Annotated in this window: 16 protein-coding genes; 9 read left to right on the plus strand and 7 right to left on the minus strand. The window is 73.9% G+C overall.

The annotated features are described in order from the left end of the window. Position 1 precedes the first annotated feature (1 nt). Positions 2 to 898, plus strand: a complete 897-nt coding sequence (locus tag KZQ38_RS24695; protein ID WP_219444910.1) for a hypothetical protein — start codon at positions 2 to 4, stop codon at positions 896 to 898. A gap of 1 nt (position 899) precedes the next feature. Here the strand turns inward: KZQ38_RS24695 and KZQ38_RS36425 are convergent, their stop codons facing one another. The 3 genes from KZQ38_RS36425 to KZQ38_RS24705 form a co-directional block, all read right to left on the minus strand. After that, entirely contained in the window at positions 900 to 2918 is a 2019-nt protein-coding gene (locus KZQ38_RS36425) for a CHAT domain-containing protein (protein ID WP_308258588.1), read from the minus strand. Positions 2919 to 3019: 101 nt separating this feature from the next. Continuing rightward, positions 3020 to 4780 (minus strand): hypothetical protein, encoded by a 1761-nt coding sequence (locus tag KZQ38_RS36430; RefSeq protein ID WP_257902255.1) that lies wholly within the window; start codon positions 4778 to 4780, stop codon positions 3020 to 3022. Positions 4781 to 4931: 151 nt separating this feature from the next. After that, positions 4932 to 6701, minus strand: a complete 1770-nt coding sequence (locus tag KZQ38_RS24705; RefSeq protein WP_219444912.1) for an oleate hydratase — start codon at positions 6699 to 6701, stop codon at positions 4932 to 4934. A gap of 710 nt (positions 6702 to 7411) precedes the next feature. Here KZQ38_RS24705 and KZQ38_RS24710 point away from each other — a divergent pair. Beyond that, a complete protein-coding gene (locus tag KZQ38_RS24710; RefSeq protein ID WP_257902130.1) occupies positions 7412 to 8386 on the plus strand; it encodes a ParB/RepB/Spo0J family partition protein in 975 nt (324 codons plus the stop codon). Between the two features lie 4 nt (positions 8387 to 8390). After that, positions 8391 to 9509 (plus strand): non-hydrolyzing UDP-N-acetylglucosamine 2-epimerase, encoded by a 1119-nt coding sequence (gene wecB, locus KZQ38_RS24715; RefSeq protein WP_219444913.1) that lies wholly within the window; start codon positions 8391 to 8393, stop codon positions 9507 to 9509. A 300-nt stretch (positions 9510 to 9809) separates the two neighbouring features. Here wecB and KZQ38_RS24720 read toward each other — a convergent pair whose 3' ends face one another. Genes KZQ38_RS24720 through KZQ38_RS24730 form a run of 3 tightly spaced genes read right to left on the minus strand, consistent with a single transcriptional unit; the run spans position 9810 to position 13467 of the window. Then, complete coding sequence (locus KZQ38_RS24720; protein ID WP_219444915.1) at positions 9810 to 11162, minus strand: NAD(P)/FAD-dependent oxidoreductase; 1353 nt, start codon at positions 11160 to 11162, stop codon at positions 9810 to 9812. Beyond that, positions 11159 to 12499, minus strand: a complete 1341-nt coding sequence (locus KZQ38_RS24725; protein ID WP_219444917.1) for a UDP-glucose dehydrogenase family protein — start codon at positions 12497 to 12499, stop codon at positions 11159 to 11161. Before KZQ38_RS24725 ends, KZQ38_RS24720 begins: the two co-directional genes overlap by 4 nt. Then, positions 12496 to 13467, minus strand: a complete 972-nt coding sequence (locus tag KZQ38_RS24730) for an NAD-dependent epimerase/dehydratase family protein (RefSeq protein ID WP_219444919.1) — start codon at positions 13465 to 13467, stop codon at positions 12496 to 12498. The genes KZQ38_RS24725 and KZQ38_RS24730 overlap by 4 nt, the downstream gene beginning before the upstream one ends. A gap of 343 nt (positions 13468 to 13810) precedes the next feature. Here KZQ38_RS24730 and KZQ38_RS24735 point away from each other — a divergent pair, with 343 nt between their 5' ends. The 6 genes from KZQ38_RS24735 to KZQ38_RS24760 are packed head-to-tail and all read left to right on the plus strand — an operon-like array spanning position 13811 to position 19904. Next, complete coding sequence (locus tag KZQ38_RS24735; protein WP_219444921.1) at positions 13811 to 14914, plus strand: GNAT family N-acetyltransferase; 1104 nt, start codon at positions 13811 to 13813, stop codon at positions 14912 to 14914. Then, the gene (locus KZQ38_RS24740) at positions 14911 to 16062 is read left to right on the plus strand and encodes an acyl-CoA dehydrogenase family protein (protein WP_219444923.1); all 1152 of its coding nucleotides are present in this window, start codon (positions 14911 to 14913) and stop codon (positions 16060 to 16062) included. Before KZQ38_RS24735 ends, KZQ38_RS24740 begins: the two co-directional genes overlap by 4 nt. Beyond that, entirely contained in the window at positions 16059 to 17546 is a 1488-nt protein-coding gene (locus tag KZQ38_RS24745) for an amino acid adenylation domain-containing protein (RefSeq protein WP_219444925.1), read from the plus strand. The genes KZQ38_RS24740 and KZQ38_RS24745 overlap by 4 nt, the downstream gene beginning before the upstream one ends. After that, positions 17543 to 17797 carry an acyl carrier protein gene (locus tag KZQ38_RS24750; protein ID WP_219444927.1) on the plus strand — a complete coding sequence of 85 codons (255 nt, stop codon included), beginning with the start codon at positions 17543 to 17545 and terminating at the stop codon, positions 17795 to 17797. Before KZQ38_RS24745 ends, KZQ38_RS24750 begins: the two co-directional genes overlap by 4 nt. A gap of 29 nt (positions 17798 to 17826) precedes the next feature. Next, positions 17827 to 18981 carry a glycosyltransferase family protein gene (locus KZQ38_RS24755; RefSeq protein ID WP_219444929.1) on the plus strand — a complete coding sequence of 385 codons (1155 nt, stop codon included), beginning with the start codon at positions 17827 to 17829 and terminating at the stop codon, positions 18979 to 18981. Further along, entirely contained in the window at positions 18978 to 19904 is a 927-nt protein-coding gene (locus KZQ38_RS24760) for a glycosyltransferase family 2 protein (RefSeq protein WP_219444931.1), read from the plus strand. The genes KZQ38_RS24755 and KZQ38_RS24760 overlap by 4 nt, the downstream gene beginning before the upstream one ends. A 114-nt stretch (positions 19905 to 20018) precedes the next feature. On the opposite strand, the gene KZQ38_RS24765 is transcribed toward KZQ38_RS24760, so the two are convergent. Continuing rightward, the gene (locus tag KZQ38_RS24765; protein ID WP_219444933.1) at positions 20019 to 21221 is read right to left on the minus strand and encodes an MFS transporter; all 1203 of its coding nucleotides are present in this window, start codon (positions 21219 to 21221) and stop codon (positions 20019 to 20021) included. Positions 21222 to 21354: the final 133 nt, after the last annotated feature.

Raw genomic sequence — 21354 nt, forward strand, 5'->3', positions numbered from 1 at the left:
GGTGGGCGGGTTCTTCCAGGAACTGGCCAAGAAGCTGGCCGAGCGGTGGGTGGCACTGCTGCTCGTGCCGGGCGCGCTGGTGGTGGTGGGCGCGCTTCTCGGCGCACGGCTGGGTCACGCCCACGCGCTGGACTGGACGGCGGCGGCGCGGCACGTGTCGGACGCCGTGACCTGGTTCGGGCGGCGGTCGGGTGGTGCGCAGGCGGCGGTGGTGGCGGGTGTGCTCGGCGCGGCGGCGGCGGTCGGCCTGGTGGTGCAGGCCGTGGCCGGGGTTACCAGGCGGGTCTTCCTCGGTGAGTGGCCGGTGCGCCCGCTCGCGCGGTGGCGCACGCGGCGGCGGAGGTCGCGCTGGTTGCGCCTCGTGGCGCGGCGGCACGAGCTGGAGGCGGTCCGGCCGCGGGGCGAACCCGAGCAACGCGCGGTCGACGCGGCGGCGGCGCGGGTGAACGCGTTGGCGCCGGCCGAACCGGGTCGTCCGACGTGGATGGGCGACCGCGTGCACGCCCTGGAGTCCGCGGCCCGCGACCGCTCCGGCCTCGACCTGACCTTCGCCTGGCCGCGGCTGTGGCTGGTGCTGCCGGAGACCGCGCGCACCGAGATCACGGCGGCCCACGCGGCGTTCGCCGCCGGGGTGGCGGTGGCGAGCTGGGCGTGGCCGCCGGTCGTGCTCGGCGTGCTGTGGTGGCCCGCGCTCCCGGTCGGTCTGGTGGTGGGGCTCGCGGGGTGGGCGCGGTCGCGTGCCGCGATCGCGGACCTCACCGCTCTCGCGGAGGCCGCCGTGGACCTGCACGGCCGCGACCTCGGGGCGGCGCTGGGCGTGGTGGAGGAGGGCGCGGCCGGCCCGCTGACGCCGGAGGAGGGCGACGCGATCACCGCTCTGGTCCGGAAAGGACGGTGAACTACGGTCCGTTGTGGACGAACGGTGCCCACAGGTTCGGCTTGTCCGGGTGGGCGTCCCGCAGCAGGCGGACGGTGTGGTGCAACGCGGTGGCCGGGTCGTCGCCCGAGTCGAGCCGGTCGTGGAACGCGCGTGCGGCGGTCACCGACACCGAGTCCCGCAACGGCCACAGCCCACCGATCACGTGCCGGAAACCCGCGATCTGGAACGCCGACGCCAGGTGCAGCGACTCGTCGGCGTGCCGCGGCGTGCCGGCGGCGGTGGAGCACGCCGACAGGTAGGCCAGTTCCGCGCGTGCCAGGTCGAGCCGGCTGATCGCGGCCACGGACAGCGGGCCGTCGTGCAGGCGCAGCCCGCTGTTGGACGGCGACAGCAGGTCCACACCCGCGTGACACGCGAAGTGCGCGCGGTCGACGTGGGGCAGGGCGGCCAGCACGTTGGCGGCGGTCGCGGCCTCGCCGACCAGGGTCACGTCGGCCCGCTCGGGCAGTTCGGCCGCGGCGCCCGGCAGGTCCGGCAGGCCGGGTGTGCGTGGCAGCGCGACCGCGAGCCGCCGCCCGCCCGTGGTCGCGCGTGGGCGGTCCCGGGCCAACGCGCGCAGCGTGGGCGAGTACGACGAGACGGCCAGGTCCGGCATCCCGACCCGGCCGGGGTGCCCGGCGGCGTGCAGCGGCAGCAGACCCAGCGGGCCGATCGGGATCCACCACACCCGTGACGGCCCGTCGCCGTGCGGCAGCACGCGGGCGATGCGCTCGCCCGCCACGTCCCACAGCCGGGCCAGCACCTCCCGGACCAGCCGCGGCCCGCGCAGCAGCCCGGTCAGCGACCGGTCGGCCGCGGCCTGCGCCAACACCGGGCCCAGCGCGAAGACCTCCCGCGTGGTCAGGTCGGGCAGCTCCACGTGGACCGGGTCGCCGGTCCGGCGCAGGACCACCGCGTCGCCCCGCCGGCGGGCGGCGTTGACCAGCACCACCGTCCCGTCCGGCAGCGCCGCGCGGATGTCCTCCCACGTGGCTGGCAGCAGGAACCGCTCGAACCCCGGCCTCGCCCGGATCTCGGCGAGCACGGCGTCGTACTCGGCCCACCCGCGCCGCCGGTGCTCCACCGGTGCGTCCTCGTCCGCCAGCACCGTGCGCACCGCACGCAGCCGACGGCCCAGCTCCGGGTGCGCGTGCTCCAGGTCCGTCAGGTCGGAGCGCAGGTCCAGGGCGGTGCCCAGCAGGACACCGCGCCCGAGTTCCGCCACCCGCACCGCGCCCACCAGGTCGCCGACCGAGCAGTGCGCCGCCACCGCCTCCCCGACCAGCCCGCTGTGCTCGCCGAGCCGGTGCTCCTGGTCGAACCGGCCGGCCTCACGGGGGAGGAGGGACGGCAGCAACCCCACGGCGACGTCGAGCACCCGCACGGCGGTCTCGTGGTCACCGATCGCGTCGGCCGGCATCCCGACGACGAACGCGGTGTCCGCGTGCTCGGACGGCGGTGCCATCGTCGCCGCCTCGACCCGGTCGGCCAGTTCCCGCACCTGAGCGGACGTGGGCGCGTCTCGTCCCGCGTGCCAGGCCGCCGCCTGGTTGCGGAGCTGGGTCACCAGCCCCGGGTCGCCCGGTGGTGTGGTCGCGGCGGCCTCGGCGAACAGCCGCCGGGCCCGTGCCAGCAGGTCCGCGTCGCCGGTGTGCCGGTAGCCGCTCAGGCACACGCTGCCCAGGTTGCCCAGCACCGGCGGGCGGCCCGGGTGGTCGGGCGCCGGCGCGTCCAGCGCCTCCTGGAGGACCGCGAGCCCGCGCCGCAGGTCCTCCGGGCGTCGCGCGTGCTCGTACCGGGTCTGGTGGGCGCCACCCGGGTTGGACAGGTAGGTGGTCCGCTCCGGGTGGCGGGGCGGGCAGGACGCCACGGCGTCCGCGCCGAACTCCACGGCCAGGTCGAGGGCGGTCTCGTCCTCCGTGCGCCGGTACATCTCCAGCAACGCGCCGCACAGGTTGGACAGCCTGCCCGTGCGCTCCAGGTTGTCCTCGCCGGTCATCGCCACCGCCTCGGTCTTGCACTCGACCGCGCGCCGCAGGTCGGTCAGCACGCCGACGCGGCGGTAGCGGGCCTGGTAGGCGTTGCCCAGGTTGGTCAGGCTCAGGGCGCGGTCGGCGTGCCCGGGAGGGCTCGCGGCGAGGGCCTGCTCCGCGGCGGCGACGGCCCGTTCCAGCTCACGGGGGTCGCCGGTGAGCCGGTAGCCGGCGAGGTGGACGGCGGCCAGGTTGGCGAGCAACGCGCCGTCGTCGTTCCCGGCGTGGACCGCGGCGGTGGCCGCCTCGACCGCCTGCCGCACGTCTTCGGGTCGCCGGTGCGGGTGTGCCGGGAGTGGAGGGCGATGGCCAGGTTCGACAGCCGGCCCGGCCGCTCGGGGTCGCCCTCCGGGGTGGCGTCGACCGCCGCGCGCACGGCGGCGACGGCCCGGTCCAGGTCGTCCGGGTCCGCGCTGTGGGCGAACCGCGCCACGTGGGCGAGGCCCAGCGCGTTGAGCGGTTCCGGCGGCGCGGTGCCGTTCGCGGCGGCGGTGAGCGCCGTGCCGACCGCGATCAGCACGTCCTCCGGCGCGCCCGTGTGGTGGAAGCGCATCCGGTGCGCCGTGCTGAGCGCCGTCGCCGTGCTCGCGCGGTCGGGGTGGTCCGGGGCGGCGGTGGCCAACGCCTGCCCGACCAGCGCGACCGCCGCGTGCAGGTCGGCGAGGTCACCGGTCCGCTCGTAACGCACGCGGTGCAGGTCGCCGAGGGCTTCCAGGTGTTCGGGCAGCCCGGTGTCGGCCGCCTGCCGGGCCGCGTCGAACGCGGCGCCCAGGTGCGCGGGGTCGCCGTCGTGCGAGTAGCCGGCGCGGTGCAGGAAGGCCAGGTGCGCCGGCAGCCGGGGGCGCTCGGGGTGGCCCTCCGGCGCACGCTCGATCCCGCGGGTCGCGGCGTCGAGCGCTAATCGCCGGTCGTGCTCGTCGTACGTCCGCTCGAACCACACGCGGTGCAGCGCGGTGGCCGCCTCCCAGCCCGCCGGGTCGAGTTCGGCGGGGTGGCCGCCACCGCGGCGCGCCCGGTGGACCTCGACAACCGCGGCCGGCCACGGGGGCAGGTCCGGTCCCGCGCCCGCCGCGGCCTCCGCGCCCAGCTCGACACCGCGGTCCAGGTCGGCGGGCACGTGCGTGATCCGGTAGCGGAGCAGCAGGGCCTGGCTCAGCCCGGCCGTGATCGCCGCCCGGTCCGGGTCGTCCGCGGGCAGGCCGGCGAGCGCGGACTCCAGTGCCCCGACCGCCCGGTGGACGTCGTCGGCCGCACCCGCCGGCTCGAACGCCTTGAGGTGCAGCAACCCGATGTCGGCGAACCGCATCGGGTCCGCGGAGCACGCCGTCACCGCGGCGAGCGCGGCACGCAGGTCGTCCAGGTGCCCGGTGCGCTCGAACCACGCGTGCCGGCAGTCCGCCAGGTTGGCCAGCCGCCGGTCCCGCCCGGGTCGACCCGCAGGTGACGCCGCCACCGCCGCCTCGCACGCCTCGGTCGCACGGGTGAGGTCTTCCTCGGCCCGGCCGCGCCGGTAACGGGTCAGCAGCGAGAAGCCGAGGTTGGACAGCAGCACGGCGCGGTCCGGGTGGTCGGGCGGCGCGGCGTCGAGTGCGGCGGCCTTGGCGGTGACGGCCCGGTCCAGGTCCGCGAGGTCGCCCCGCGCCTCGTACCGCGTCTGGTGGGCGACGCCCAGGTCGGCCATCAGCACCACGCGGTCGGGGTCGCCGGGCTCGGCCGCGGCGACCGCGGCGGTCAACCACTCGACGGCGGCGTCGAGCCCCACCCGTTTCGGCGCGCGACGTGCCTTCCGGGCAGCCGGACCGCGTTCGCGCCGCTTCCCCGAGCCCACTTCGCCCCCCTGGTCCGCACCGGCGGCGTTCGGCACGTCGCGTGCTCGCGGCGGTGATCACGCAATGGAACCAGAGCGCCGCGTACGGCGGTCCACCGGGCTCCGGGGTCGCGGGGAACGGCACCGTCCACTGTGGTCGGACGCGCCGGGGTCACCGCTCGTCCGAGACGAGGCCGAACTCGGTCACCAGCTCGCCCACCTCCGTGGCGTCGAGCTTGCGCAGCAACCACTTCCGCAGCGGTGCGGGGCCGGGCAGGTGGATCTCCTCGCCGTCACGCAGGCGGCTGGTGGCGGCGAGCAGGCTGCGCACGTCGTAGGTGGAGCCGAACACCTCGGGCACGCCGCGGTCGACGCCCAGCAGCGTGTAGACCGCCTCCATCGGTGTGCGGACCGAATACTCGGTGGTGAAGATGCAGTCCCGGCTGGTCTCCGCGAACTGGCCGATGAACGCGAAGTTCACCGAGCCCTCGGGCACGACGTCCGGTCGGTCGCCCGCCCGGCGCGGCATGAAGAACGACGTCACGTACGGCATCATCACCGGCACGCACTTCGCCGCGCTCGCCGCCAGCTCGGGGATGTCCTCCACGGGCACGCCCAGGTGGTACAGCCACTCCTGCGTGATCTCCTCGCCCGTGCAGTCCTGCATCGCCTTCCGCACGTAGTCGCCGGGCTTCTCCACGAACAGCGAGTACAGCCACACCACGATCTCGTCGGGCTTCTGCTGCTTGAAGTGCGGTTGCCGGTTGACCGTCCAGCTCAGCAGCCAGTTGGAGTCCTTGGCGGTCACGATGCCGCCGGTGACGACCCGGCCGCTGAACGGGTCCCGCTTGCAGATCCGGCGGATGTGCTCGGGGATGCGCCGGTCGAGCGTGGTGACCGTGGCGGACTCCCACTTGGTCTGCGGGATGTGCGAGCCGAACACGTCGGGTCGCCCGAACGACGGGTCCCTCGCCGCGATGCGCCGCCACAGGTCCCAGGCGGGCGCCGGGCCCTCGTCCAGCCGCGCGGGCGTGTGGTGGTCGCCGTTGTTCGAGTTCTCCGTCAACGAGCCGATGGTGATGAACAGCAGGTCGTCCGGGCCGAGGTCGACACCGCCCCGCTCGCCGCCGCGGTCCCAGTGCAGGCGGGTCGCCAGCTTGCGCTCCGGCGTGAGGTCGAAGTCGACGTCGGTCACCTCGGTGCTGAAGTGGAACACGACGCCCTGGTCCAGCAGCCACTTGTAGAGCGGCAGCACCAGGGACTCGTACTGGTTGTACTTGGTGAACTTCAGCGCCGAGAAGTCGGGCAGGCCGCCGATGTGGTGGATGAAGCGGTGCAGGTACAGCTTCATCTCCAACGCGCTGTGCCACTCCTCGAACGCGAACATGGTCCGCCAGTAGAGCCAGAAGTTGCTCGCGAGGAAGTCCTCGCCGAACACCTCGTCGATGCGCTTGCCCTCCACCTCCTCGCGCGTGGCCAGGAAGATCCGGATGATGTCCTTCTGCGCCTTGTCGCTCAAGGTGAACAGGCCGTCGGTGTGCGCGTCCTCGCCGCGGTTCACGGTCGCGCGCTGGAGGGAGTAGTTCGGGTCGTCCTTGTTGAGCCAGTAGAACTCGTCCAGCACGCTCGCGCCCTCGACCTCCAGCGACGGGATCGAGCGGAACAGGTCCCACAGGCACTCGAAGTGGTTCTCCATCTCGCGACCGCCGCGGATGACGAAGCCCTTCTTCGGCTCCTTGATGCCGTCCAGCGCGCCACCCGGCAGGTTCAGCCTTTCCAGCACCGTGATGCGGTCGCCGGGCAGTTGCGCGTCCCGGATGAGGAAGGCCGCGCCGGACAGCGAGGCGAGCCCGGCGCCGACGAACCACGCGGACTTGTCGTCCACCCCTTCGGGTTTGCGCGGTCGGGCGAACGCTTCGTAGTTCCCGCTGCTGTAGTACATGGCGTCGGTGCCCTTCCCGGTGCGGTGACGTCGGCCGCGCCTGCCGGTGAACGTACCTGCCGCCCGGGTGACCGCAACTCCAACGCGGGTGGGGTGTGCGAGTGGGAGCGGGGCACGGTCGCGCGGGGGGGGGGCGCGGTGCTCTCGACGGCTGCGGGGTGCGTGCCTTGAGGGCGGTGTCGGCCGGGGAGGGCGGGGGCGCTGTCGGACGGGAGGAACGGGTCCGGGCTGCGGGGAGGCTCACCGGGGAGAGCACCGTCGGCCGGCGGAAGGGCCGGGAGGGTTGGTCCGGCGAGGGCGCCGGGTGGGCGAGCGTTGTCGGACCGTCCCGGTAGGACGGTCGAGGCGAGGGTTCCTCATCATCCTGGCGATGTCCGGCTCGGTCGTCAAGTCGGCCCGGTGTGCGATTCCATAATCGGTGAATTACCCTCGCGACGGCCATTCCACGCGACCCGTGATAGTCGCCCGGGTGACTCCGCGTAGTCATCCGGTGGGTATTCGACCGGTGTTCCGACAATCCGGTGATCTCTGTGCGAATGGTCCGGACATCGGTTGACCTGGCCACTTCCGAACACCGTAGACTCGACTGGGCCGGGGGACGATCCGGTCTTTTCGGGCCGTACGACCAGGGGTATTCCAGTCGTGCGGGAACCCCCCGGCGATGGCGCGTCGAAGTGCGGAAGCGAGTCGGCTGAATGAGGTGAAACGGGTTGCCCCCTTTCGCTCACGACACCGCGGACAATTCACCGCCGCGGGGCGGGACGCTGGAACCGGTCAATGAGCGGGTGCACATCGCGGCGCTGCTGCCCGCGGATTCGCCCCGCGTCAACGGGGAGGACGAGCGCCACACACGTGTGTTGTCCGAAGTGGACATAGAGCTGCCGCCGATCGTCGTGCACCGGCAGACCATGCGGGTCATCGACGGGATGCACCGGCTGCGGGCGGCGCTCGCGCGGGGTGAGCGGACGATCGAGGCGCGGTTCTTCAACGGCACCACCGAGGACGCCTTCGTGCTGTCGGTCGAGCTGAACTCGGGCACCGGCCTGCCGCTGTCCGCGACGGACCGCGCGGCGGCGGCGTCGCGGATCATCGCGTCGCACCCCCACTGGTCGGACCGCTGGATCGCCGAGGTGGCGGGTGTCGCCACCCGCACGGTCCGCGCGTTGCGCCGCCGTGCAACCGGGGACGAGCAGCGGTTGAACACCCGGGTCGGCCGGGACGGCCGGGTGCGCCCGCTCAGCTCCGCCGCCGGCCGCAGACGCGCGATGGCCGTGCTGGCGGACCGGCCCTCGGCCTCGCTGCGGGAGATCGCCCGCGAGGCGGGCATCGCGGTGGGCACGGCGCGCGACGTCCGCGAGCGCTTCCTGCGCGGTGACGACCCGGTGCCCGCGCAACAACGCCGCGCCGCACCGGAACCGGCGCCGGGCCTGCCGGTCGTGCCGCCGCGCAAGACACCCGCGCTGGCCCACCTGCGTGCCGACCCGTCGCTGCGGTTCACCGAGCTGGGCCGGACCCTGCTGCGCCTGCTGGACGCCCACTCGCGTGGCAGCGACGAGTGGGACCGGCTCGCGGGCGCGGTGCCGGCGCACTGCGCCGAGTCCGTCGCCGAAGCCGCGCAGGCGTGCGCGGACGCCTGGCACTACTTCGCGGGCCAGGTCTCCCGACCCGATCGCCGCGCGGGCTGACGCGATGGGCGCGGACATCGCCCTGGTCTGCGGCACCCGGCCAGAGTTGATCAAGCTCGCCCCGCTCGCGCGGGCGCTCGGCGCCGCCGCACGCGTCGTCTACACCGGACAGCACCACGACACCGCCCTCTACGACCGGGTCCGGCGTGACCTCGGCCTGCCCGCCGACTTCCACGACCTGCGCGTCGGCGGTGGTCGACGTGGTGACCAGCTCGGTCGTGCCGTGTCCGCGCTCGACGCCGCGCTGGCGCACCGGCCGCCGTCGGTCGTGGTGGTGCAGGGCGACACCACGTCGGCGCTGGCGGGCGCGCTCGCCGCGAACGCCGCCGGACTGCCCCTGGCGCACGTGGAAGCGGGCCTGCGCAGCTACGACCGCGCGATGCCCGAGGAGCACAACCGGGTGCTGATCGACCACCTGGCCGACCTGTGCTGCGCGCCGACCGAGGGCAACCGCGCCAACCTGCTGGCCGAGAACGTCCCGGACGCGCGCATCGCCGTCACCGGCAACACGGTGGTGGAGGCGCTGCTGGAAGCCCGGTCGGCACACCACCGGGAAGCCGCGTTGCTGGCCGGCTACGGGCTGGCGGTGGACGGGTTCGCGCTGGCGACGATCCACCGGCCGGAGAACACCGACCGCCCCGCGGTGCTGCGGGACGTGCTGACGCAGTTGCGCGCCCTGCCGCTGCCCGTGCTGTTCCCGCTGCACCCGCGCACCGCCGCGCGGTTGACGGCGTTCGGCCTGGAGCACCTGCTGGACGGCCTGCTGGTCGCGGAACCGCTGGCCTACCCGGACTTCCTGGCGCTGATGAGCGCCGCCGCCGTCGTGGTGTCCGACTCCGGCGGCGTCCAGGAGGAGGTCAGCGTGCTCAAGCGCCCCGTGGTGGTGGTGCGGCGCAGCACCGAGCGGCCGGAGATCGAGGGCACGTTCGGCACGCTGGTGCCGCCGGGACCGGCCATCGGCGCGGAGGTGCGGCGCTGGCTCGCGGACCCGGCGGGCAGCCGTGCCGCGCTGGCCGAGCTGCCCTCGCCCTACGGGGACGGTTCCGCGTCCGACCGGATCGCGGCGGCCCTGACCGCGCTCGCCCGGCGGAACGGCCCGCGCCCCGCGCTCGTCGCGCGGTGACGTGGCCCGTTCGCCCGGTGGCCGTGCTCGCCCGGTGGAACGGCCGATGCCTCGTGCTGGTCGTGTGGTGTCGTGGGTCGTTCGCCCGGTGGAACGGCTCACGTCCCGCGCTCGTCGCGTGGTGTCGTGGCCCGCTCGCCCGGCGGAACGGCCCGCGCCCCGCACTCGTCGCGCGGTGACGTGGCCCGCTCGCCCGCCACGACGGCCCATGCCCCGTGCTGGTCGTGGGCCACTCGCCCAGCGGAACGGCCCACGTCCCGCGCTCGTCGCGCGGTGACGTGGGCCGTCGTGGTGGGAGCGTCAGGTCATCGACAGCTCTTCGAACGCGCGGGCGGTGAGGTCGCCCAGCGCGTCGTGCCAGATGTGGTCCGGGTTGCCCTCCACCTCGTGCACGATGTCGCGCATCCGGGCCAGCACGGCGGGCTCTTCCTCGTCGTACACGTCACCCTGCAACAGCTTCAGCACGTCGAGCCGGTAGCGCGGGTCGTTCACGAACGCGGTGAACAACACGTTCAACCGGTAGTAGACGCTGATGAACCGGTACCAGTTGCGGGTACCCCGGCGCAGCGTCCGCTCGTACCGGGCGAAGGCGTCGCGGCCGAAGTTCCCGGTCTCCAGGGCGCCCAGCACGTCCGCCGACGCGAACCGCGAGCTGTTCAGGGCGATGCTCACACCCGTGGAGAAGATCGGGTCCACGAACCGGGCGGCGTCGCCGACCAGCACCAGCCGGTCGTCGGCGAGCTGCGTCATCTCGTAGCTGTAGTCGCCCTCCTCCTTGAGGGGGCGGAGCTGCGTGGCCGCGCGCAGCCCCTCGTGCAGCTCCGGGCGGGTCGCGACGGAGTCCCAGAAGAACTGCTCGCGGGACGCGCGGCTCGCCGCGAAGTGCTGCTTCTGGGTGACCACGCCGATGCTCGTGATCCGGTCGGTGATGGGGATCTGCCACATCCACGTGTTCGTCACCGGCAGGAAGTGGATGAAGATGAAGTCGCCCTGTTCCGGCGCGTCGGCGACGGACGCCCGGTCGAAGCCGTCGAACCACGTGTGCAGCGCGTACTGCTTGAACACCGGGTCGGCCCGCCGCCACCGGCGCTTGGTGCCGAGCAGCGTCCGACGTCCGCTGGCGTCCACCACGATCCGCACCTTCGTGCCCACCTCGCGGCGACCGATCCGGTACCGGATGACGGCGTGGTCGTCCTCCACCTCCGCCCCGGTCACGTTCACGCCCTCGTAGACCTGCGCGCCCATGTTGTGCACGTGCTGGAGCAGCAGCGTGTCGAACCGGGCCCGGTCGACGTGGTAGGTGTGGTTCTGGTCGATGCCCGGCTGGTCGCGCTCGTTGAACAGCACGTCCACGCTCGGGTCCGCGGCCAGGCCGTCCCAGTTCGTGGTGTACACCGACGACGACCGGGCGGCCGTCCACGCCGCGCCGTACTTGCGCGGGAACCCGGCGGACTCCATCGTCGGCAGGAACCCGAGGTCCTGGAACACCCGCGTGGACGACGGCACGAGGGATTCACCCACGTGCGGCCGGGGGAACAGGTCCTTCTCGAACACCACGCACTCGACGCCCGCGCGGGCCAGGTACCCGGCCATCGCCGCACCCGCCGGCCCGCCGCCGATGATCCCGACCTCGAAGTCGACTCCGCCGCTCATGACTCCCCTTCCCGCTGTTCCGGTCCCGGTCGGCCGAGGGCGCGCAGCCGCCAGCCGGCCTCCTGCCACGGCGCGGGGTCCAGCGTGGTGCGGGCGTCCACCAGCACCCGCCCGCGCACCACCTCCGCCAGCGCCGCCGGGTCGAGTTCCCCGTAGTCCCGCCACTCCGTCAGGTGCACGACGACGTCGGCGTCCCGGCACGCGTCGACCACGGTGTCGGCGTGCCGCAACCGCGGCTCGGCGCGACGGGCGGTGGGCCCGGCGGCCGGGTCGTGCACCGTCACCACCGCGCCCTCACGGTGCAGGGCGACGGCCGCGGCCAGGGCGGGCGAGTCACGCACGTCGTCGGAGTCCGGTTTGAAGGCCGCGCCGAGCGCGGCCACCCGCCGCCCGCGCAGCTCGCCACCGCACTCGGCCCGCACCAGGTCCACCAGCCGCTGCCGGGCCCTGTTGTTGATCAGGTCCACCACGCCGAGCAGCGTGGCCGTGTCGGTCAGGCCGAAGTCCACGGCCTGCGCGCGGAACGACCGCAGGTCCTTGGGCAGGCACCCGCCGCCGAAACCCAGGCCCGGCCGCAGGTGCGCGCCGCCGATGCGGGGGTCGTGGCCCAGCGCGGCGGCGACCGCGCCGACGTCCGCGCCGACCGCCTCGCACACCTCGGAAACGGCGTTGATGAACGAGATCTTGGTGGCCAGGAAGGTGTTCGCGGACAGCTTCACCAGTTCCGCCGTCGCCGGGTCGGTCACCACGGCGGGCACGCCCGCCGCGAGCTGCACCCGGTACACCTCGCGCAGCGCCGCGGTGGCCGCCGGCGACGAGACGCCGAACACCAGCCGGTCCGGCCGCAGGCTGTCCGCGACCGCCGTGCCCTCCCGCAGGAACTCCGGGTTCCACGCCAGCTCCACGCCGGGGTGCCCGGTCAGGTCGGTGAGCCGCTTCGCCAGGTCCGCGGCCGTGCCCACGGGCACCGTCGACTTGCCGACCAGCAGCACCGGCCGGGTCAGCAGCGGCGCCAGCTCCTCCACCGCGCCGACGAGGGGCTTCAGCTCGGCACGCCCGTCGGCGGCCTCGGGTGTCGGCACGCACAGGAAGTGCACGTCGCCGAACGCCGCCGCCTCCCGGTAGGACGTCGTGAAGCGCAACGCGCCGGTCGCCACGTGCCGGGCGACCAGCTCGTCCAGGCCGGGTTCCACGAACGGCACCCGGCCCGCCGACAACGCCGCCACCCGGTCCTCGTCGATGTCCAGGCCCAGCACGCGGAAACCCAGCTCCGCCAGCGTCGCGGCGTGCGTGGTGCCCACGTACCCGGTGCCCACCACCGTGATCCGCGGGCTCACCGGAGCGCTCCCGCCGCGTGCTCGGCCGCCATCGCCTCGATGGTCCGGGACAGTCCCTCGACCAGCGGCACGGTCGGCCGCCAGCCCAGCAGGTCCCGGGCCAGCGAGATGTCCGGCCGCCGCCGGGTCGGGTCGTCCTCGGGTCGCGGCACGTGCACCGGTTCGACGGTGCCGCCGGTGAGTTCCGCGATGACGTCGGCGATCTCGCGCACGGTCGTCTCCCGGTCGCTGCCGATGTTCACCGGGCCGGGGTGCCCGGAGTCGGTGAACGCGAGCAGCCCGCGCACCGTGTCGCTGACGTAGCACAGGCTGCGGGTCTGCTCGCCGGTGCCCGCGATGGTCGCGGGCTCGCCCCGCAGCGCCTGGCCGACCAGGGTCGGCACCAGCCTGCCGTCGTCCGGGCGCATACCCGGGCCGTAGGTGTTGAAGATCCGCACGATGCCGGTGTCCACGCCTTTCTCCCGCCGGAAGCACGTGGTGAGCGCTTCGGCGAATCGCTTCGCCTCGTCGTACACCGAGCGCGGTCCGATCGGGTTCACGTTGCCCCAATAGGTTTCCGGCTGCGGGTGCACCTCCGGTTCGCCGTACACCTCGGAGGTCGACGCGAGCAGGAAGCGGGCGGACTTGGCCTCGGCCAGCTCCAGCAGGCGCAGGGTGGCCGCGCTGCCCGCGGCCAGGGTGGCCAGCGGCAGCCGCGCGTAGTCGATCGGCGAGGCGGGTGAGGCCAGGTGCAGCACCGCGTCCACCGGGCCGTCCACGGTGACCGGTCCGGTCACGTCCACCCGCTCGAACCGGAAGCCCGGCTCGTCCCGCAGCCCGCGCAGGTTCTCCGCGCGACCGGTCGACAGGTCGTCCAGGCACAGCACCGACGCGCCCGCGGCCAGCAACGCCGTGCAGACGTGCGAGCCGAGGAAGCCCGCACCGCCCGCCACGACGACCCGGGCGCCGGGCCCACGTACCGGTTGCATCTGTCTCCTCTCCGGGAGCAGCGCTCCATGGTGGACTACCCCGGGAAGGACTCCCCTGGGGTGGACTCTCCTGAGGGCGGACTCCCCTGGGGTGGACTCCGCTGGAGCGGGACTCCGGGGAAAGCGTGTGGCTCAATGGGAAGACCGCCGGAGGTCGGGAGCGCCGGCCGTTCGCCGACCGGCGCGGTGGCGGTGACCCGACTGTAGCCACAAGCCGGTCGTGGGCACCAAGCCGTTGCACCACACCGACTCCGCGCCTTGCCGAACACGTGCGTGCGCTGGTTGTGTGCGAACGGCGGGCACCCGCAGGCCGGTCTTCCGACGAGGCTCCGGAGGCAAACGTATGCACACCAGGGAAATCCCTCTCGACGACGAAGCGGGCGTGCGGGAGTTCGCCCGCCGGGAGCGCGACTTCCTCGCCGACCACCCGCTGTGGGTGCCGCCGGCCGAGGAACCCCTGGTCGACCTGCTGCGCGGCGGACCCGCGCTGCACGAGGGCATCGAGCACGCCTTGTTCGCCGTGTCGGACAACGGGTCCGATGTCGCGCGGTGCGCGGTGTTCGTCAACCGCCGCTGGCAGCGGCACCACGGCTCGAACGCCGGTTTCCTGGGCTGCTTCGCCGCGGCCGAGGGCGCGGACGAAGCCGTGGTGGAACTGACGGCGGCGGCCGAGCGCTGGCTCGCCGAGCGCGGCGCGGACTCCGTGATCGCGGGCTACGACGGGAACTGCGGCACCGCACTGGGTTTCCGCACCGCCGAGCACCACCGCCCACCGCGCTCGCCCGAGCCGTGGCACCCGCCGCACTACGCGAAGCAACTGGCCGCGGCCGGGTACCGCGAGCACCGGCCGTGGCTGTCGTGGCGGTTCGACCTCCACGATCCCAAAACCCGCGAGCTGATGGAACTGGTGACGCGCAGGCGGATGTGCGAGGTGCGCCCGCTCGACCGCGACCGCTGGGTGGAGGAGTCGGCGTCCGCGCAGGCCGTGTTCAACGAGTGCTTCACCGCGGCGTGGGACTACTACCCGCTGACCGACGCCGAGATGGCGGGCGAGATGGCGGTGTACGAGCGGGCCGACCCGGGCCAGATCCTGTTCGCGGAGGTGGACGGCGAGATCGCGGGCCTGTGCTCGGGTTCGCCCGACCACACCGCGTTGCTGCGCGAGTTGGACGGCCGGTGGGACGAGGACGCGCGGCGGTGGTTCGACGAGCGGGCGGCGCTGGTGCGCGAGGGCACCGGCACCACACTCGCGGTCCGCGAGCGGTTCCGCGGCAGGCACGTCGGGCACACCCTGTTGGCCGCGTTGTTCGCCCACTACGAGTCCGTTGGCATGACGGAGGTGGAAGCGGTGTTCATCGACCCCGACAACTCGCAGATGGTCGACCTGCTGGACTCCTTCGGCGGGACGCGGGTGGCCCGCTACCACACGTTCGGGAAGTCGCTGTGATCACCGAGGTCCCGCTCGACGCCGACCAGCGCGCCTACCGGGACGTGGTGGCCCGGTTCGCGGAGGAGGAGCTGGACCCCGGCGCGCCCGAGCGGGAGGCGGAGGGCCGGTTCGACCGCGAGCTGTGGCGGCGGTGCGCGCGGGTCGGGTTGCAGGGCCTGCCGATCCCCGTCGAGTACGGTGGCGGCGGCGCGGACCCGGTGACCCTGGTCGCCGCGCTGGAGGCGCTGGGCCACGGCTGCCGCGACAACGGCCTGATCTTCTCGCTGAACGCGCACCTGTGGGCGTGCGCGCTGCCCGTTCTCGCGTGCGGCACCGAGGAGCAGCGCAAGCGTTACCTGCCGGGCCTGTGCGACGGGACGCTGATCGGCTTGCAGGCGATGACCGAGCCGGACACCGGTTCGGACGCCATGGGCATGGCCGCGACCGCGCGGCGGGTATCCGGCGGCTGGGTGCTGGACGGGGTGAAGACGTTGGTCACCAACGCGCCGGTGGCCGACCTGTTCGTGGTGTTCGCGCGCACCGACCCGGACGCCGGTTTCTTCGGCACGTCGGCGTTCCTGGTGGAGCGCGACGCCCCCGGGCTGCTCGTCGGGCCGCCCATGGCGAAGATGGGGCTGCGCACCTCGCCCACCGCGCAGGTGGAGCTGCGGGGGTGCCTGGTCGGCGAGGACGCGTTGCTCGGGGCCGAGGGCGGCGGGGGACGGGTGTTCGCCACCGCGATGGAGTGGGAACGCGGCTTCGTGCTCGCCTCCGCGCTGGGCACCATGCGCCGCCACCTCGAAGCCGCCGTCGAGCACGCCCGCCAACGCCGTCAGTTCGACCGGCCGATCGCCGCGTTCCAGGCCGTGTCGCACCGGATCGTGGACATGCACGTGCGGTTGGAGACCGCACGAGCGGTTCAGTACCGCTACGCGCAGCAGTGCGCCCGGGGCGGGTCTTCGGCGGCGTCCGCGGCGCTGGTGAAGCTGCACCTGAGCGAGTGCCTGGTGCGGTCCGCGATGGACGTGATGGAGGTCTTCGGCGGGCACGGTTACCTGTCGGGCACTGGTCTGGAACGCGAGGTGCGCGACGCCCTGGCCAGCCGCGCCTACTCGGGGACCTCGGACGTGCTGCGGATGCTCATCGCGAGGGAGTTGGGCCTGTGACGTCGGGGACGTTGACCGGGCTGCTGGCGACGGCGGCGGCGGTCCACGGTGACCGGATCGCCGTGGACGACGGGGAAACGGCGATGACCTACGCCGAGTTGCGGCAGTCCGCCACGCGGCTCGGGGGCAGGCTGGGTGCGCTGGGCGTGCGACCCGGTGATCGCGTGGGTTTGCTGCTGCCCAAGGGGATCGCGTTCGTGGTCGCGGCGCACGGCGTGCTCGCGGCGGGCGCGGTGTACGTGCCGCTGGACCTTTCGGCACCGGCGGAGCGGCTGGCGGCGGTGTTGGACGACTGCGGTGTGCGTGCCGTGGTGGCGGACCCGGACGAGGCCGACCGGGTGGCGGGGATGCCGGTGGTGACCGACCCGTTGGCGGCCGTGCCCGGCGATCCCGGCGTGGCCGGGCAGGCGGTGCGTGAACCGGACGACGCCGCCTACATCCTCTACACCTCCGGTTCGACGGGACGGCCCAAGGGCGTCGTCCTCTCGCACCGCAACGCGTTGGCGTTCGTCGACTGGGCCGCCGACTACTTCGCGGTCACCCCGGACGACCGGATCGCCAGCCCGGCGCCACCGCACTTCGACCTGACCGTGTTCGACCTGTTCGTGCCGGTGCGAGCGGGCGCGAGAGTGGTGCCCGCGCCACCCGAGGTGGCCGCGTTCCCCGTGGAGGCCGTGGACTTCATGCGGGAGCACGGGATCACGCTCTGGTACGCGGTGCCGTCCCAGCTGATCATGCTCAGCACGCGTGGCGGCCTGCCCGCCGGCGGACTGCCCGCGTTGCGCGCCGTCCTGTACGCGGGCGAGGTGTTCCCACCCGCCCGGCTCGCCACCCTGATGGCACAGCTCGACGGTGTGGTGTTCCACAACCTGTACGGCCCGACCGAGACCAACGTGTGCGCCTGCCACACGCTCACCGGCCCGCCGGACGGGCCGGTGCCGATCGGCGTGCCGGCGTCCGGTGCGGAGCTGAGCGCGCACGCCGACGACGGCACGCCCGTGCCGGACGGCGCACCCGGTGAGCTGTGGGTGCGCGGACCGTCCGTGATGCGGGGCTACTGGGGCGCGGACCCCGTGGCGCTGCACCGCACGGGCGACACCGCGTGGCGGGACGGGTCCGGGCGGTGGCACTTCGTCGGCCGCCGCGACCACCAGGTGAAGAGCCGGGGCTACCGGATCGAGCTGGGCGACGTGGAGGCCGCGCTGCTCACGTGCCCCGGCGTGCTGGAGGGCGTGGTGGTCGCGGTGCCGGACGAGCTGATCACCAACCGCCTCACCGCGTTCGTCACCGCCACCGCCGGGGTGACCGCCGCCGACGTGGCCGCGCACTGCGCCCGCGTGCTGCCCCGGCACATGGCGCCCGACCCGATCACCGTTGTCGACGCGCTGCCCCGCACCTCGACCGGGAAGGTCGACCGCACCGCGGTCGCCGCGAGGCACGGAGCCGCGCGGAACGCGTCCGCGCAGAATGGAGGAGACCGATGACCACGCGGGACCGCATCCGGCAGTTCATCCTGTCCGAGCTGAACTGGCGCGGGACGGTGGAGGAGCTGACCGACGACTACCCGCTGATCAAGCGGAAGGCCGTGGACTCGCTGGACACCCTGCGCATCGCCACGTTCCTGGAGCGCGAGTTCGGCGTGAAGGTCACCGACGCCGACCTGACCAACCGCAACTTCGGCACCATCGCCGGCCTCGCCGGGTTCGTGGCGGCCCGGCGGGAGCCCAGCGCGTGAGCGCGGGACGGACAACAGGAGGACCTGTGGTGGCTACGGGTGTGAGCGTGCTGGTGATGAACTTCTACCAGCCGTGGATCTACGGCGGCGCGGAGCGGTTCAACCAGATCCTGCGCGAAGAGCTGGGCATGGGCCGGTCGGCGGGCTACGTGTACGCCAACGACGCCGACCTGCCCGACCTGATCGCCTCCGGTGTGGCCGACCCCGAGTACGCGCGCCTCGCGCTCTACCAGCTCGACGGCGACTCGGTGCGCCCGCGCTCGCCGCACGCCGCGGCGTTGACCGGGGCCGACCCGGTGTCGCTGCGCACCCTGCTGGACGGTCTCCGGCCGCGCTACATCCGCTCGCACTTCCCGAGCGCGCACTTCCGGCCCGCGCTGGAGATCGCGGGCGCGGCCGGTGTGCCGTTCGTCTACGACGTGATGGACCTGTGGGACGACTTCACCAAGACGCCCTGGGGCGACAGCGAAACCGAGCGCTGGTACCAGCGGAACGCGCTGGCCGTGACGGCGGTCAGCAACCGCCTCGTGGACCGGCTGCCGGAGGGCGTTCCCGGGCACCTGGTGCCCAACGCCGTGGACAGCCGCTTCCTGCGCCGCATCGCGCCGGAGGGCGGTGTGCGGCGGCGCGCGCCCGGCACCCGCAAGCGCGTGCTGCACCTGGGCACGGTGTGGGGCAACTGGTTCGACTGGGAGGTGAACTTCCGGCTGGCGCGGGAGCTGCCGGAGTGCGACTTCACCTACATCGGCTCGTTGCGGCCCGCGCCCGAGGAGCACGACGGGCGTGACATCGAGGCGTTGCTGACCGAACTCGACCGGCCCGCGAACGTGCGCGTGTTCGAGGAGGTGCCGCACGACGAGCTGGTGCCGTGGCTGACGGCGGCGGACGTGGGCATCATCCCGTTCCACCGCACCGAACTCACCGCCGCGGTGTCGCCGTTGAAGGTGTTCGAGTACCTGGGTGCGGGCTCGGTGGTGGTGTCCTCGGACATGCCCGACATCGAGTCGTACCCGGCGGTGCACATCGCCCGCGACGCGGACGAGTTCGTGAAGCTGGTGCACGAGGTGGACCCGCTGGAGCTGTCCCCGGCCGACGCCGAGGAGATGGCGCGGTTCTGCGCGGCGAACACGTGGGCCGACCGCGTGCGCGCGTTGGACTCCATAGTGGACGGAGGTCGGCCGTGAGCGGCGCGCCGCTGGTCAACTTCGTGATCCCGCTCTACAACGCCGCCGACATGCTGCCGCGCTCGGTGCGGTCGGCGTTGCGGCAGCGCGGGGTCGACGTGCGGGTGCTGGTCGTCGACCACGGGTCCACCGACGGCAGCGACCGGATCGCGGCGGAACTGGCCGAGGACCCCAGGGTGGAGGTCATCACCCTGGTGCGGCGGCCCGACGACCGCCGCACCCCGGCCCGGCCGCTCAACGTCGGCCTCGCGCACGCGGCCCGCACGTCCGAGCCGCCGGACCGGTCGTGGACGTTCCGGCTGGATGCGGACGACTTCCTGGCCGACGACGACGTGGCCGCCGAGCAACTGGCCCTGGGTGGGTACCGCAAGCTCGTCACGGCCACCGCGTTGTTCTTCAACGAGGAGGAGCGGTACGCGTACGTCTACGGGCCCGCGCCGCACGACCGGACGTTGGAGCGCTACCGGAAGCGCGGCGCGTACAGCGCGGCCCACCCGTCCAACGCGGTCCGGACCGACCTGCTGCGGGAGGTGCTGACCCGCCGGGCGTCGCTGATGGACCAGGACCTGGACTTCGGCGAGGACCTCGACCAGACCTGCCTGCTGCTCTCGGCCGTCGGGCCGGGCGAGTTCGCCGTGGTGGACCGACCGTACTGCTTCAAGGCGATCGGCTCCCACACCGCGACGGCCGCCGCGTCCACGCGCCACCTGTGGACGTCGCACATGCGCCTGCACCGCCGGAACCCGGACCTGTCGCGGTTCACGCTGCTGCGGGGGTTCGCGGAGCTGGTCCTGGGCGACCTGGTGGGCGAGCAACGCGCCCGGCGGGTGCTGCAACGGTTCGCCGGTCGCAACGGTGATTTCCGGGAGTGCGACTACGGGCTGGCGACCAAGCGGTTGGCCGAACTCGCCGCGCCGGTCTGACGCCGCGGGTCTCGGCGGGTGCCGGGGGACGTGAGCCGCTTCAACGGTGGCCAGGGTGCGGGTCGGGGGACGTGGTCCGCCTCGGGCGGGTGACCGGGGACGAGGGGCGGTCGGTCAGGTGCGGGACGGGGTGGTCTGGTCGGCGGCGGCCAGGGCGCGCCACGTCGTGAGCACCAGGCCGACCCCCGCGGCGGCACCCAGCCAGAGGGGCGCGGTCAGGCCGACGGCCGTCGCGAGGACGCCCGCCAGCGCCGCGCCGACCGCCGCCCCGCCGGTGGACAGCAGGCGGTAGGCGCTCTGCACCCGGCCCAGCAGGTCGGGTGGCGCGAGGCGCTGGCGCAACGTCGAGGTGCTGGTCGCGAACACCATCGACACCAGGCCGAACAACGCCAGCACCACGCACGCCGCCACCAGGTCCCGCAGCACGGCCAGCGCCGCGTGCGTGGCGGCCTCCGCCAGCAGGCCCACGCGCAGCACCGCCGTCGTACCGAAGCGGCGCACGACGCGGTCGGCCAGGAGACCTCCCACGACACCGCCCCACGCCAGCGCCGTCAGCAGCGCCGGGTAGGCGAAGGCGCCGCCCAGCCGCTCGGCGGCGATCAGGACCAGCACCGCCGTGGTGCCCGCGAACGTCAGGTTCAGCAGGCCCACCGTCACCGCCAGCACCCGCAGCAGCCGGTGCGACCACAACCACCGCAACCCCACCAGGACCGCCGTCCGCAGCGGCACGCGGTCCGTGGTGGCCGGGCGCGTGCCGCCGAGGGTGAGGACCACCACCGCGACCGCCGCCAGCGCCGCGGCGTCCGCCGCGAACGGCAGCCACGCCGCGAGCGCGAACAGCCCGGCCGCCACGGGTGCGGCCAGCAGGTCGCCGGCCAGCGTGCGCCCCGCGAGCAGGCGGCCGTTCGCCCTGGCCAGCAGGGGTTCCGGCACCAGCACGGGCACCTGAGCCACCACCGCGGCGTCGAACAGCACACCGGCGCAGCCCACGACGAAGAACGCCGCGTAGAGCAACGCCACCGCGGGCGTGCCGGCGAGGACCGCCCACGCCACCACGCCGAGCGCGAGCGCTCGCGCGAGAGCGGTCGCGGACATCAGGCGTGCCGGGTCCAGCCGGTCGACCAGCGCGCCGCCGGGCAGGCTGAACAGCAGCCACGGCAGGCGTTGCGCCACCACCAGCCCGCTGATCGCGATCGGGTCGCGGGTCAGCGCGACGGCGAGCAGGGGGCCGGCGACGACGGTCAGCCCGTCGCCGAGCGCGCCCACCGTGCTCGCGCCCCAGAGTCTGCCGAACCGACCGCTCAGGCGCGTGGACATGCGGCCGATCCTAGTGTCCCGAGTGGAAGAGTTGCGCGCCTTGTCCTTCCACCGCAACGGAAGTTACTGTCGCGTCGGTGGGCCGCTCGCCCCCATCAGGCGGCACCGCCCGCCGTCGCCCGACCAGAGCGCA

Origin of the sequence: Saccharothrix obliqua (genome assembly GCF_019375475.1) — a bacterium.
GTDB lineage: Bacteria > Actinomycetota > Actinomycetes > Mycobacteriales > Pseudonocardiaceae > Actinosynnema > Actinosynnema obliqua.

Bases quoted from the DNA above. Each gene is read 5' to 3' on its own strand.
- KZQ38_RS36425 (WP_308258588.1), bottom strand. From the start codon at position 2,918: ATGACCGGCGAGGACAACCTGGAGCGCACGGGCAGGCTGTCCAACCTG.
- KZQ38_RS24705 (WP_219444912.1), bottom strand. From the start codon at position 6,701: ATGTACTACAGCAGCGGGAACTACGAAGCGTTCGCCCGACCGCGCAAA.
- wecB (WP_219444913.1), top strand. From the start codon at position 8,391: ATGGGCGCGGACATCGCCCTGGTCTGCGGCACCCGGCCAGAGTTGATC.
- KZQ38_RS24720 (WP_219444915.1), bottom strand. From the start codon at position 11,162: ATGAGCGGCGGAGTCGACTTCGAGGTCGGGATCATCGGCGGCGGGCCG.
- KZQ38_RS24730 (WP_219444919.1), bottom strand. From the start codon at position 13,467: ATGCAACCGGTACGTGGGCCCGGCGCCCGGGTCGTCGTGGCGGGCGGT.
- KZQ38_RS24735 (WP_219444921.1), top strand. From the start codon at position 13,811: ATGCACACCAGGGAAATCCCTCTCGACGACGAAGCGGGCGTGCGGGAG.
- KZQ38_RS24750 (WP_219444927.1), top strand. From the start codon at position 17,543: ATGACCACGCGGGACCGCATCCGGCAGTTCATCCTGTCCGAGCTGAAC.
- KZQ38_RS24765 (WP_219444933.1), bottom strand. From the start codon at position 21,221: ATGTCCACGCGCCTGAGCGGTCGGTTCGGCAGACTCTGGGGCGCGAGC.